At 63.6% G+C, this 12,390-nt stretch carries 15 protein-coding genes and 2 pseudogenes; 5 read left to right on the top strand and 12 right to left on the bottom strand.

Features of this window, described 5'->3' with window-relative positions:
* Positions 1 to 18 precede the first annotated feature (18 nt).
* Positions 19 to 781: pseudogene (locus ACF0H6_RS14360) on the bottom strand (3-hydroxybutyrate dehydrogenase).
* Entirely contained in the window at positions 778 to 2,202 is a 1,425-nt protein-coding gene (locus tag ACF0H6_RS14355) for an MFS transporter (RefSeq protein WP_395250292.1), read from the bottom strand. Before ACF0H6_RS14355 ends, ACF0H6_RS14360 begins: the two are co-directional and overlap by 4 nt.
* 129 nt (positions 2,203 to 2,331) lie before the next feature.
* Between ACF0H6_RS14355 and ACF0H6_RS14350 the strand changes: the two genes are divergently transcribed.
* The gene (locus ACF0H6_RS14350; RefSeq protein ID WP_395250291.1) at positions 2,332 to 3,228 is read left to right on the top strand and encodes a LysR family transcriptional regulator; all 897 of its coding nucleotides are present in this window, start codon (positions 2,332 to 2,334) and stop codon (positions 3,226 to 3,228) included.
* A gap of 36 nt (positions 3,229 to 3,264) precedes the next feature.
* Here the strand turns inward: ACF0H6_RS14350 and ACF0H6_RS14345 are convergent, their stop codons facing one another.
* The 3 genes and pseudogenes from ACF0H6_RS14345 to ACF0H6_RS14335 form a co-directional block, all read right to left on the bottom strand.
* Positions 3,265 to 4,155 carry a spermidine synthase gene (locus ACF0H6_RS14345; RefSeq protein ID WP_395250290.1) on the bottom strand — a complete coding sequence of 297 codons (891 nt, stop codon included), beginning with the start codon at positions 4,153 to 4,155 and terminating at the stop codon, positions 3,265 to 3,267.
* A 56-nt stretch (positions 4,156 to 4,211) separates the two neighbouring features.
* The gene (locus ACF0H6_RS14340; protein ID WP_395250289.1) at positions 4,212 to 4,718 is read right to left on the bottom strand and encodes a GNAT family N-acetyltransferase; all 507 of its coding nucleotides are present in this window, start codon (positions 4,716 to 4,718) and stop codon (positions 4,212 to 4,214) included.
* Positions 4,719 to 4,733: 15 nt separating this feature from the next.
* Positions 4,734 to 4,823 (bottom strand): annotated as a pseudogene (locus ACF0H6_RS14335) (O-methyltransferase); the annotation flags it as partial.
* Here ACF0H6_RS14335 and ACF0H6_RS14330 point away from each other — a divergent pair.
* Positions 4,822 to 4,995, top strand: coding sequence for a hypothetical protein (locus tag ACF0H6_RS14330; RefSeq protein WP_395250288.1), 174 nt, complete (start codon positions 4,822 to 4,824; stop codon positions 4,993 to 4,995). The pseudogene ACF0H6_RS14335 and the gene ACF0H6_RS14330 sit on opposite strands and share 2 nt — an antisense overlap.
* On the opposite strand, the gene ACF0H6_RS14325 is transcribed toward ACF0H6_RS14330, so the two are convergent.
* From ACF0H6_RS14325 to ACF0H6_RS14315, 3 genes are all read right to left on the bottom strand, one after another.
* Positions 4,992 to 5,114 (bottom strand): hypothetical protein, encoded by a 123-nt coding sequence (locus ACF0H6_RS14325; RefSeq protein ID WP_395250287.1) that lies wholly within the window; start codon positions 5,112 to 5,114, stop codon positions 4,992 to 4,994. The genes ACF0H6_RS14330 and ACF0H6_RS14325 overlap by 4 nt on opposite strands.
* Before the next feature lie 172 nt (positions 5,115 to 5,286).
* Complete coding sequence (locus ACF0H6_RS14320; protein WP_395250286.1) at positions 5,287 to 5,970, bottom strand: O-methyltransferase; 684 nt, start codon at positions 5,968 to 5,970, stop codon at positions 5,287 to 5,289.
* A gap of 54 nt (positions 5,971 to 6,024) precedes the next feature.
* A complete protein-coding gene (locus ACF0H6_RS14315; RefSeq protein WP_395250285.1) occupies positions 6,025 to 6,348 on the bottom strand; it encodes an MTH1187 family thiamine-binding protein in 324 nt (107 codons plus the stop codon).
* 69 nt (positions 6,349 to 6,417) lie between these two features.
* Between ACF0H6_RS14315 and ACF0H6_RS14310 the strand changes: the two genes are divergently transcribed.
* Positions 6,418 to 7,035 carry a TetR/AcrR family transcriptional regulator gene (locus ACF0H6_RS14310; RefSeq protein ID WP_395250284.1) on the top strand — a complete coding sequence of 206 codons (618 nt, stop codon included), beginning with the start codon at positions 6,418 to 6,420 and terminating at the stop codon, positions 7,033 to 7,035.
* Positions 7,036 to 7,093: 58 nt separating this feature from the next.
* Here the strand turns inward: ACF0H6_RS14310 and ACF0H6_RS14305 are convergent, their stop codons facing one another.
* From ACF0H6_RS14305 to ACF0H6_RS14295, 3 genes are read right to left on the bottom strand one after another with little or no spacing between them, the layout of a single operon-like run.
* Entirely contained in the window at positions 7,094 to 7,405 is a 312-nt protein-coding gene (locus ACF0H6_RS14305) for an AzlD domain-containing protein (RefSeq protein ID WP_395250283.1), read from the bottom strand.
* On the bottom strand, positions 7,402 to 8,154 hold the full coding sequence (locus tag ACF0H6_RS14300) for an AzlC family ABC transporter permease (protein WP_395250282.1): 753 nt from the start codon (positions 8,152 to 8,154) through the stop codon (positions 7,402 to 7,404). Before ACF0H6_RS14300 ends, ACF0H6_RS14305 begins: the two co-directional genes overlap by 4 nt.
* Entirely contained in the window at positions 8,151 to 8,642 is a 492-nt protein-coding gene (locus tag ACF0H6_RS14295; RefSeq protein WP_395250281.1) for a hypothetical protein, read from the bottom strand. The genes ACF0H6_RS14300 and ACF0H6_RS14295 overlap by 4 nt, the downstream gene beginning before the upstream one ends.
* A gap of 218 nt (positions 8,643 to 8,860) precedes the next feature.
* Here ACF0H6_RS14295 and ACF0H6_RS14290 point away from each other — a divergent pair, with 218 nt between their 5' ends.
* The gene (locus ACF0H6_RS14290; RefSeq protein ID WP_395250280.1) at positions 8,861 to 9,598 is read left to right on the top strand and encodes a fumarylacetoacetate hydrolase family protein; all 738 of its coding nucleotides are present in this window, start codon (positions 8,861 to 8,863) and stop codon (positions 9,596 to 9,598) included.
* 67 nt (positions 9,599 to 9,665) lie between these two features.
* Positions 9,666 to 11,375, top strand: a complete 1,710-nt coding sequence (locus ACF0H6_RS14285) for a DUF222 domain-containing protein (protein ID WP_395250279.1) — start codon at positions 9,666 to 9,668, stop codon at positions 11,373 to 11,375.
* 86 nt (positions 11,376 to 11,461) lie between these two features.
* On the opposite strand, the gene ACF0H6_RS14280 is transcribed toward ACF0H6_RS14285, so the two are convergent.
* Positions 11,462 to 12,361, bottom strand: coding sequence for a glycerophosphodiester phosphodiesterase (locus ACF0H6_RS14280; RefSeq protein WP_395250278.1), 900 nt, complete (start codon positions 12,359 to 12,361; stop codon positions 11,462 to 11,464).
* Positions 12,362 to 12,390: the final 29 nt, after the last annotated feature.

Here is a 12,390-nt window from a genome sequence, read left to right as displayed (position 1 = left end):
CGAAGGACCTCGGTGGCGTCAGCGGGCGGACCAGCCCCCATCCATGGTGTAGCTGGCCCCGGTGACCATGCCGGCGTCGTCGGACGCTATCCAAGCGGCCAGCGACGCTACTTCCTCGGGCTCCACCAGGCGCTTCACGGCGGACTCGGTCAGCATGACCTTGGCCAGGACCTCGGATTCGGGGATTCCGTGCAGGATGGCCTGGTCGGCAATCTGCTTCTCGACGAGCGGCGTGCGAACGTAGCCCGGATTGATGCAGTTGGATGTCACGCCGTGCTGGCCACCCTCAAGGGCCGTCACTTTGCTGAGCCCCTCGAGCCCGTGTTTGGCCGAGACGTACGCGCTCTTGAACGCCGAGGCCCGCAATCCGTGGACCGAGGAAATGTTGATGATCCGGCCGAACCCGTTGGCGTACATGTGCGGCAACGCAGCCCGGATGAGCAGGAACGGCGCTTCGAGCATGAGGGCAACGATCCGGCGGAACTCTGCCGGATCGAACTCCTCGATCGGAGCAACCTTCTGGATGCCGGCATTGTTGACAAGGATGTCGCAATCCAGGGCTCAGCCCGGCCAACGCGTCGGTGTCCAGCAAGTCGACAGCCCATGCTGTGCCGCCCAGCTTGTCGGCGAGCGCGGTGGCTCCGGCGGCGTCGACGTCGGCCACTACAACCTTCGCGCCCCGCGCGGCGAGGGCCGTGGCGCACGCTGCCCCGATCCCGCTCGCCCCGCCGGTGACAAGCGCCTTGCGGCCGTTCAACGAGCCGAGGCCTTCCAAAGTCATGCGCGGGCTCCGGTAGGCAGGCCGTGGCGGACGGCGTCGGCCTTGTCAACATCCTCAAGCGCCACGCCGCGGGTCTCCTTGAGGGTCAGGACGACGACGGCGGTGATGGCGCAGGCGATCGCCAGGTAGATGGCGGTGGGGAGCCAGGATCCGGTGTCCTTGAGCCACTGGGTCGCCCAGAGTGGTGCAAGCGAACCGGCGAAGATCGAGGTGACCTGGGAGCCGAGGGAGACGCCCGAGTAGCGCATCCGGGTGGGGAAGAGCTCAGTCATGATGGCGGGCTGTCCTGCGTACATGAAGGCGTGCAGGCAGAGACCGATGGCCACGGCCGCAACGATCACCACGGGGTTCTTGGTGTCGAACATGGGGAAGGCGAAGAACGGCCACGTGGCACCGCTGATGGCACCAATCAGGTAGACCGGCTTGCGGCCCCAGCTATCTGCGAGCCTGCCCAATTGCGGGATGATCGCGAAGTGGATGACGTGTGCAATCAGCAGGGCGAGCAGCAAGGAGGAGGTGTCGTATTTGTCCACGGTCTTGAGGTAGACGATCGAGAAGCTCACCACAAGGTAGTACATGATGTTTTCGGCGAAGCGCAGACCCATGGCCTGGAGGATGCCCTTGGGGTACTTGCGCAGGACTTCGCCGACGCCGTAGCTGACGGCTTGTTCCTTCTCCACCTGGGCTTTCGCCTCAAGGAAGATCGGCGCTTCCGTCACGTGGGTGCGGATGTAGTAGCCCACGAAGACGATCACGGCGGAGAGCCAGAAGGCCACACGCCAGCCCCAGCCGAGGAAGGCTGCGCTGCTGAGGGTGGTGGACATGATGAAGAGGACCAGCGTGGCGAGGAGGTTGCCGACGGGAACGGCGGCCTGCGGCCAGCTTGACCAGAATCCGCGGGACTCCTTGGGGCTGTGTTCCGCTACTAGCAGCACTGCGCCGCCCCATTCGCCGCCCAGTGCGAAGCCCTGGATGAAGCGGAGTGCCACGAGCATGGCCGGCGCCCAGTAACCGAGGTCGGCGAAGCCGGGGAGGCAGCCCATGAGGAACGTCGACACGCCGACAATCACGATGGTGAGCTGCAGCGTGGGTTTGCGTCCGAGCTTGTCGCCGATCTGGCCAAAGACGATACCGCCCAAGGGCCGGGCCACGAAGCCTACTGCGTAGGTCAGGAAGGCTTGGATGATGCCGTCCAGGCCGTTACCCGTGGGCGGGAAGAAGTACTTGCCGAAGACCAGGGTTGCGGCGGTGGCGTAGAGGAAGAATTCGTACCATTCCACCACCGTGCCAACCATTGAAGCGGCGACGATCTTCTTGAGCCCTGCGCCCTTGCCGGCTCCGGCGGGTTGTCCGGCGTTTCCAGCTTTTCCGGCCTTGCCGGGTTGTCCGGCGCCTGATGCGGAGCGTTGTCCTACGCTCATGTCGATCTCCTTAGTGTCCACACTGACACGTGCTGTGATCCACAACACGAAATGCTCCAATGAGTATTGCCGCACATTAGTGCTGCTTCAATAACCAAAATGGCACGAAGTGTGTGCACAATTGCAGATATGAACCCGAATCCCGACGACCTGCTGGTCCTCCTCGCGGTATCACGCTCAGGTAAGTTCACGACGGCGGCCCAAGCCTTGGGCTTGAACCACACCACCGTTTCGCGCAGGATCGCGGCGCTTGAGAAAGCGCTCGGCGGCCGCGTGCTGGCCCGGGCGGCCGGTGGCTGGGAAGTCACCGAGCTCGGCGCGGAGGCCGTGGGCGTCGCGGAGCGGATCGAGGCTGCGGTGGGCACGCTGGGACCGCAGGACCGCGCACCGGACCCGATTGCCGGCGTCGTACGCATGACGGCAACTGATGGCTTTAGCGCGTACATCGCGGCACCTGCCGTGGCGCGCCTGCGGCGGCTGCATCCCGGGCTCACCGTGGAGATCATTACCGTGACGCGCCGGGCCCTCCAGCAACGGTCGGGCCTGGACGTGGAGGTGGTGGTGGGCGAACCCCAAGTCCACCGGGCCGAAGCGCTGCTGTTGGGCGAATACATGCTGGGAATGTACGCATCGCGCGAGTACCTGGCTTTTCACGGGGTCCCCGGCACGGTGGAGGAGCTGACGCAGCATCAGCTGGTCTATTTCGTGGACTCCATGTTGCAAGTGGACGATCTCGACGCCCCGCGCAGATTGGTCCCGTCCATGCGCGACGGCTTGAGTTCCACGAACGTGTTCGTCCATGTTGAGGCGACGCGTGCCGGGGCCGGGATCGGCTTCCTGCCGTGCTTCATGGCGGACCGGCACCCGGATCTGGTCCGGCTGCTGCCCTCGGACTTCGCGGAGCTGCTCCCCTACTGGATGGTCCTGCGCCCGGATTCGATGCGCCGCCCTGCCGTCGCCGCCGTCGTGCAGGCCTTGCAGGAGGAGACGGCCGCGCACCGCGAGCTCCTCCTGGCCCGCCACTGAGGTTTCTGACCCGGCTCACATATAGGTGAGTGAGCGTCAGGCGGCTGGACGGGGGTCGTGCCGGACTGGGGCGCCGACGGCGAACGCCCGGACCTGCGCATCGTTCCAAATGTGTGCTGGAACCGCTCCACCCAGCAGCTTGCGGGCCAACTGCGGATCGTCACCGAAGGGCTCGTGGCTGCCGGCCATGATCATGTTGCCGTATCGGCGCCCTTTGAGCATGGCGGGATCGGCGATGATCATGGTGTGCGCAAAGGTATCCGCGATGGTAGCGGCGTCTTCGCGGGCGTTCTTGAGGTCAGGGGCGTCGCCGGAATTCACGACGTAAAGGCCGCCCGGAGCCAACACTTTCTGGGCATGTTCGTTGAATTCGCGGGTTGTGAGCGCCCGTGGAGTGAGGGCGCCGGCAAAGACATCCCGGATGATGAGGTCGCGGGTGTCCGGGGTGAGACTCTCCGTCACTTCCCTGGCTTCGCCCACCCGGATGCGGAGCAACGGGGCCTTGGGGAGGTCGAACCAGCCGCGGACGTATTCGGCCAGCTTGCCGTCGAGCTCAACCACCACCTGACGAGCGTCGGGATAGGCAGCATTGAAGTACCTGGCCATGGAACATGCACCGCCGCCAAGATGCAAGGCTCGCAACTTGGGCCTCGACTCGGGGGGCCATTTGGACTCGACCAGGGCCGCAATCCAACGCATGTACTCGAAATCCAGAAACAAAGGCTCTGCAACATCGATGTGCGAGCTCATGACCCCGTTGATCTTCAGGAGCCAGCCGTTGGAGTTGTCCGGGTCGGCGACGAGTTCGCAGTCGCCAGTGTCGATATAGTAGACGCCCTCGATGGGGCCATTCGGCTTTGTGCCGGCGGGCACCTCGATGACTCCGGCGATCTCCCCGGCGCCCCTGCTTTTGCCCCGCTTTGCCACTACAGCCGCCTTCTTCCGGTTATGCTTCAACCCTAGTTGACGCAACGGATTTACGGTCAGCCCACGACGGCGGGACGCACCATCCGGATTTCCGGCAGCTGGTGCCAGTCCGGCGGCAGCAACTGGCGGGTGCCGTCGGCGCGGAAACCATTACGGCGGTAGAAAGCCTGGGCCCGCGGATTGTCCTCGAGCACCCAGAGGTAGGCCGCCGCAGTGCCGATAACAGCGTCCACCAGCGCCTGCCCCACACCCATACCGTGCACGCGACGCAGGGTGTAGATCATCTGAAGTTCCAGCTCACATGGCCGGTCGTCTTCCCGGGCCTGACCGGCGCAGGCGATGCCCACCAGCGCGCCTTCAGCGTCTTGGGCGAGCATCGGATTGTATGAGCCTGCCGAGACCGCTGCCCTATGCCTCTCGATCCGGGCGTCAATGGTGGCCTCGTGCTCGGCAAAGAACGAGGGCGGCAAAAGATGCCCGTAGCTTTCACGCCACGCAGCCAAGTGCATACGGGTCAAGGGATCAACGTCGTCCACCGTTGCGGGACGAAGGGTGAATTCCATGGGCCCAGCCTAGCGTCACACCACCCGGGCAATCGCGAAGCCGTCCCAGCCTTTGGAACCAACGGTCTGGATGGCCGTTGCGTCGATGCGCGGGTCGTTGCCCATGGATCTCGTCGACAGTAATCACAAGCCCGGAACCGCGCTCGGCCAGGAGTCTCAGCAGGTCCTCTCCGAGCGTCCTCCATGCGACCTGCCGTTCCGGGGGAAGCTGGGTGGTGATGCCGAATCCCACGGCGGCAATGGCGGTGATGCGCCGGGACTGTGGACCTTCTCCTAGTTCTTCAGCAAGTCCTCGCAACCCAGGCGCAGTCCGTACTCGAATTCGTCCAATACCCCAGTGCGGCCAAGAATGTGCGGCGGAGTAGCACCGGCCGAAGGGCGGAAGGGATTCTCCATCGGGTCTCCTGTGAGTCGCTGTGTATCTTGTGAGTTTGACCTGATGCGACTCTACCCGAGCAGGTGAACCGATTTGGGTTCTATGTGTCTCAAGCGAGGATCTGCGCGGTTTATAAGGGATTTTTGATTACCAGGTGAATTTGTGAGTCGCTGTGAGTTCTGTGAGTTAGCGTCACACCACCCGGGCAATCGCGAAGCCGTCCCAGCCTTTGGAACCAACGGTTTGGATGGCCGTTGCGTCGATGCGCGGGTCCTTGCCCATCATCTCCAAGGCACCCACGATGCCCGGAGCGTTCACCTCGTCCATGGAAGTATCCAGGATGGCGCCCTCCCAAATGACGTTGTCCATCACAATCACTGTTCCCGGCCGCCCGAGCCGAATGGCCCAGTTCAGGTAATTGGAATCGTTCTCCTTGTCCGCATCAATGAAGACGAAGTCGAACGGCTGCTCTTGTGCAGGATCTTCGGCCAGCGCAGCAAGCGTCGCCAAGGCCGGCCCGATTCGAATGTCCACTTTGTGGCCGATTCCGGCCATATCCACGTTGGCGCGAGCCACCTTGGCGTGTTCCGGAAGATATTCGCAGGTGATGAGGCGGCCGTCGTCGGGCAGTCCCTCGGCCATCCAAATCGCGCTGAACCCAGCCAGGGTTCCGATTTCCAGCACCCGCCGCGCGCCGCTCATCTGCACCAACATCTTGAGCAGCTTGCCGGCGTTGGGCGCCACTTCGATAGGCGGCATCCCGGCGTCGACGGCGGATTGCACCGCGTGCTGGAGCGCAGCGTCGGGAAGCACGACGGCGGTGGACAAGTATTCCTCGACGGCCACCCAGCCGGGCTGTGCCTTGTGTTCAACCATGGCCCCAGTCTGGCATTGGGCACCGGCAGAGGGAAGGACCGGGAAAAGGCCCGGCTATTCGCCCTTGGCGATCGCGCTTTCCAGCCGCTCCACCTTGCCCGTGAGCTCTCCCGTGTATCCGGGGCGGATATCGGCCTTGATCACCAGTGAAACCCGGTTTCCGTACTTGCCCACGGCTTCGGTGGCGCGTTTGACGACGTCGAACACCTCGTCCCATTCGCCTTCGATGGTGGTGAACATCGAGTCCGTCTGGTTCGGCAGTCCCGATTCGCGGACGATCTTCACGGCGTCGGCAACGGCGTCGTGCACTGAGCCGTCAGTAGATACGGCGCCAGCAGCGGGCTGGCCGGACGGGGCAACTGAGAAAGCAAGCAACATGAATCCAGTCTTTCACGGGCAAGATGTCACAAACGTGATGGGAGCCCCTCCATTGCTACTGTGAGCAGCATGGACCGGCCCTTAGAACGCAAGCCACTCAGAGCTGATGCTGCGCGCAACGTAGACAAAATCATCACCGCCGCGCGCCAGTGCTTCCGTGAGCTGGGCTCCGAGGTTCCGCTGCAGACGATCGCTGCCACCGCAGGTGTTGGCCCAGCCACCCTGTTCCGTAACTTCGCCGACAAAGAACAACTCGTCCTAGCTGCGCTGTCGCGGCAACTCAGGCTGCATGTGGACCCCGTGATCGAAGAAGCCCTCGCTGGCATGGACGCCGCCGTCGGGCTTATCAGTGTGATCGATGCCGTGGTGCAGGTTGCCAGCGAAGACGCGAACCTGCTTGGCGCCGTCGCCGGGCGCCGCGGACTCCTGGTGGGCATCACCGGCAGCTTGATCGATTCCATGGCTGAACTGCTGGCCCGCGGACAAGGCCAGGGATCGCTGCGCCGGGATATTTCGATCGAGGACATGGTGCGCCTCGTCGCAATGCTTATTGGCGCAGTGGACACCATGGAGCCGGGATCCCGCGCGTGGGAACGGCCCGTTGCGTTGCTCGAGGATGCCATCCGCACCGAGCGTCCGTCGCGCCCGTTGCCGCAGCAAACTCCCATCCCCGGAATGTCCTTCTAGTAACCAACGCACGACGGCGTAGCGCGCCGCGGCGACGGGCGGAACCGCGGGTGGTGGTTCACTGCCAGCCGAGCAATCGCAGGCAGGCGGCTGCAGCCGATCCGACGATGACTACCACCAGGAACGGCGCACGGAGCCATAACGCGATGGCGCCCGCGGCCAGGGCGCCGAGCCGGGCATCGAAGGCGAGGGACTGTCCGGAAGCTACCGCGTTCACCACGGTCAGGGACGTGAGGAGACCGATGGTCATGGTGCCGGCAACCCGCATCATCCTGGGACTCCGCAAAAGCTTCGCAGGCACAAAATAGCCCGAGAGTTTGGTGAGGTACGCCAACCCGCAGGCGATCAGGATCCAGAGCCAGAGGTTCATTCGGCGCTCCTTTCGCGGCTGGCAGGGTCCGCGGTTGAATGACCGTGCGGGTAGGGGTCGACGTCGGGCTCCAAGCCTTCGTCGCTCCGTCCGTGGCTGAACCAACCGATAGCTCCAGCCACGACGGCAGCAACCAAAATGGGCACGCCCGCCGGTACGAACGGGACGGCCACGATCGTCGCCAGGGCGGCAGCAGCGGCAATCGCCCAGGGCTCACGGCCCTTGAGCCGCGGCCACAGCAACCCCAGGAACGCCGCGACAGCCGCGCCGTCGAGTCCCCATTGTTTGGGATCGCCCAACGCATCGCCCGCCAGGGCGCCGACGGCCGTGAAAATGTTCCACAGTACGAAGATGCCGAGGCCAGCGGTCCAGAATCCACGGCGCTGTTCGTCCGGATCGCTTTGGCCCGAGGCTGTGGCGGTGGATTCGTCGATGGTGATGTGGGCTTGTGGATATTTAAGCCAGCTTTTAGGGCGCAACAAGGCGTTCATCTGCATCCCGTAAATGCCATTGCGCAGGCCCAGCAGCGCGGCTGCGGTCATGGCGGCGATTCCTGAGCCGCCACCGGCCACCACGCCAATGAACGCGAATTGCGATCCGCCGCTGAACATGAGCAGGCTGAACGCCATGGTCTGCCAAAAATTGAATCCGGAGGCCGAGGCCAGCGCCCCGAACGAGATGCCGTAGAGCCCGGTTGCAATACTTATGGAGAGGCCGACCCTCACGGCCGGAGAATCAAGGAACTTCATACGCCGCGTCTTACCCCGCTGAGGCTCCATGCCCATAGGATCAGCGGAATCTGCAGGGGCAGACGCAGCGTGTGAATCCGCCGCTGGGAGGCGGTTCCGCCGGGAGAAAAGGCTCGGCGGAGCGCGTCCACGTGGCCAGCCAGGAATGCCGTGAACATCAGTGTGGTGCCACGGGCTGCGGCCTTGCGCGTGGCAGGAAAGAGGAGCCCGACGCCGGCAGCCCCCTCGAGTAGTCCGCTCACCGCGATCCATTCCTCACGGGACATGACAGCCAAGGCGCCATTCCGCCGGGGTGCTTTTTCCTGGGATTCGGCGTTTTGGATTCCGGTGTTTTGAGGCGCGCGGTCCTTGCGGCACAGATAGTCGGGGACAACTGGAGAGAAGAATTTCGGCTGTTCAAAGTGTTTCTTGGCGCTGAAGAGCAGCAGTGCGCTCAGGGCCGCCGCGGAGATTGTCTGGGCTGTCCGGGCGGACCATGAAAAAGGCATGTATTCATGCAACCACAGCCCCGACCGGCGCGGTAACCGGATGCTGCCTTGCGGAGCGCCAACAGCTTCACATCTGTTCAGAATATTGAACTCAGTTCAGCATGATGTTATTTTCTGTATGTGGCGAGCGCCCGATATTGGTCTACCAATCGGCTTTGGCTGCCAAGCAGGACGATCGACCGGGCAAATGGGCCGGCCGACATTCAACGAGGAGTTCCATGCGCATCGCCCGACTACAGACCCCCTCCGGCCCCAAGCATGCAGTCTTGCGCAAGGGGAACTGGGACCACGTCGAGGATCCTTTTGCTGAAACCCTCGTGTTCACCGGCGAATCCAGCGCTCCCGACGACGCCGTGCTCCTCGCCCCCGTCCGCCCCTCGGTGGTTCTGGGCATTGGGCACAACCTGAGCAACAACAACCACGTCCTGCCCATCCAGGCCTGGCACAAGTCCGTCCACAGCATCGCGGGTCCCGGCGACCACATCGTGGCCGTGCGCAGCGTCGGCACCGTCAACGTGGAAGGCGAACTGGCCGCAGTCATTGGGAAGCGGTCGGAGAAACTCACGGCCGAAAACGCGCTGAGCCATGTCCTGGGCTACACCGTGGTCAACGACGTCACCAACGTGGACCAGAACCGGATCGACGAAAAGCTGTTCCAAGGCAAGTCCGGCACCAACTACACGCCACTGGGGCCGTGGATCGAAACAGACATCGAGGACCCGGACAACGTCAGCACCGAGGTGGCGGTCAACGGCGAAGTCAAGGCCCGTTCCGGTTCCTTCAACTTGCCGTCGTCGATCACGGACTGCCTTGTCTACGTCACAGAATGGCTGACATTGGAGCCCGGAGACATCATCATGACGGGTGCTCCGAACACCTTCGTAGCTGTGAACCCCGGCGACCGGGTGGACATCACGCTTGGCGGTATCGGGACCCTGAGCAACACGGTGGTGTAACCGAGGTTTTTTGGGACGTGCAGGGGCCGCGAGTTATAAAGTCAGACCCCTCTGACAGAGTTTTCCCATGGAAGCCAAGTGGCGAGATGAAGCGGATACAGCAGCCGTCTCTCATGCGCGCGGCTCCAGCGTTTCTGCCCCGTCGCAGAACCGGAGGCTTCGCAGTGTTTCACCCATAGGCGCCGGCGGTTCCCCCACAAAATACGCGTACGACGGCGGTGCCGCCGGCGGAGGCATGCAGCGGTGCTTGGCCGTGTTGGACGCAGCCATTGGGTCCGCGCCGGATGAGCTCGGTACATCGAGTTTCGTCGAGGCGGCCGATTTCGCTGGCCTAGCCGAAGAGCTTTCCCGTCGTGTCGAATACCTTCAACTCCTCGCTGCCGCCGCAGTGGACCGGACCCGGACCGAGGCTATCAACGCTGCTGGACCAGCCAACAGGGCGGCCGGATGGACCACAGGCTGGGGCACCGATAGTTCCGCAGCTGGCTTGTCCGAAGGTACCCCCACTGACGCTCAAGCAACCGTCGGCAACGGTGACAGAGGCGCTGCGGCTGCCCACGCTTCCGGGCCTGTCCTGGCAACTTCCATCATCCAGTCGCCAGCCGATGACGGCTGCAGGAACACCGCCGAATATCTCCGGACCCGGCTGCGGATCAGCGTCGGCGAAGCGCGCCGTCGGCTCGCCCTGGCCGCGGCCGTGCTTCCCCGCATCGGCCTGCCAGGTCAATCGATGCCCGCCGAACGCGAAGAAACCGCTGCTGCCTTGGCCACCGGAACCATCGCCTCACGCGCTGGAACCATCATCGCCATGGCTCTGGACCGCGTGCGACATGTCTCGGACCCCGCTACCCTCGCCCGGATCGAGCACAGCCTCACCGAAACCGCCATCAACAACGATCACGATTTTCTTAGCCGCATCGCACACCGCTGGGTCGACGCCGTGGACCAGGACGGCACGGAGCCCAGTGAAGAAGAACTCGGCCACCGCCAGGGCGCTTTCCTCCGCCGCACCCGGCGAGGCCTCCACCACCTTGAGATCTTCGCCACAACAGACCAATACGAACACTTGGTCACCGTCATGAACGTCGCCACCAACCCCCGCGCCATCATGGTCGCTGCAGCGGTGCCGGGCTCCGTGAATGAAAAAGACAACCTGGACCGTCGAACCCGAGCCCAGCGGCTCCTCGACGGCCTCGTCGGCGCTTGCAAAACGGCTCTCGCGACAGCCACCCTGCCGGCCACCGGCGGACTCCGGCCCCAGGTCATGGTCACCATCAGCTATCAGGACCTGCTTAACCGACTCGAAACCAGTGCCGCCCAAGGCCCGCGCTACAAGGCCACGCGATCTGACCCCGCCAGCAGCGGAACCTTCACCTTCGCCGGCCCCGCCACGCCAGGCACCATCCGCAAGATCGCCTGCGACGCCGACATCATCCCGGTCCTCCTCGGCAGCAACGGCCGCATTCTCGACATCGGCCGCGCTTCACGCATCTTCCCGCCGCACATCCGCAAGGCCCTCGCTGCCCGGGACCAAGGATGCGCCTTCCCCAACTGCACCATTCCCGCGGCCTGGTGCGAAGCCCACCACATCACCTACTGGTCTCAGGGCGGATCCACCAGCACCGACAACGGCGTCCTGCTTTGCACCCACCATCACCACCTCATCCACAAAGAAAAATGGAGAATCCATCTCAAATCCGGCGTGCCATGGTTCACACCACCACCGCACATCGATCCCCACCAAAAGCCCCGACAAAACCACCATCACAGGACATGAGGCAATGGGGTCTGCCGGCGGTCGAGTCTGGCCGCAATGGAGCCATAGCGGCGTTCAAGAACAGATGCTCTCAAGTCACAGCCGTGCTAGAGCTGTGCGAGCACCTGCGCGGGCTTGTTGGTGGTGATCTCGTGGATGCCCAGGCCTTGGCACAGGGCAACATCGTTCTCTGAGTCGACGGTCCACACCCGGAAGCGACGGCCTGATTCCAACCATCGTTGAACGGTGCGGGCGTGCTTTCGTACATAGTCGATGCCCGGGCCGGCGAGTCCAACCTCGCAGTCGTCCAGGATACGTTCACCCTCTTGTTGGGCCGCCTTCATCACATTCGCCACGGCTCCCCCGGTGATGACGCCCAAGCCAAGTTCGTCGCGGACTTCCTCAACCGAGACGTCGTCCACCAACTGGCAGATATGCTCGGCGGGAACAAACTCAAGCAGGTGTTTGACAGAATCCGGGCTGAAGCTCATGAAGGAAACCCGGATGTTGTCCAGCATGGAAGTCTCCGCATTCCAGCCTTCGCCGCCCAGAATCTCCAAGACCCGGTCTTCGAGCTTGAGCTGGTAGGGGCTGGGGTGCTTGAGCTCAATGGCCAGGCCGATGTCCCTGCCAGCGCCGCGCAGGATCTCCAACAATTCCGGGAGTGTCAGGAACTGCTCGGATTTTGCGCCGTACTGCTCCGGAATCCGGGCGCCTTTCCACGAAGAGAAATCCAAGTGCCGCAGCTCTTCGAGCGTCTTCTCGGCCACCGGTCCGGTTCCGTCCGATGTACGGTCCAAATTTGGGTCGTGAAGCAGGATGACGTGCTGGTCCCGGGTGAGGTGGACGTCGCACTCGACGCCGTCGGCGCCGTCGACGATTGCCTTCAGATACGCGGCACGCGTGTGCTCTGCGAACGCCGCGCTGGCTCCGCGGTGGGCGTAAACCATGGGCCGCGGGTTTTCCTCTGTGTCCTGGTCTGGGTGATCGGGCTTGTCAATCGTCATGGGGACACGGTAGCCCACGCCCAAGGCAG

This window comes from Arthrobacter sp. NA-172 (assembly GCF_043952055.1).
Taxonomy (GTDB): Bacteria; Actinomycetota; Actinomycetes; order Actinomycetales; family Micrococcaceae; genus Arthrobacter.
This window is presented reverse-complemented; position numbering and strand designations above follow the sequence as displayed.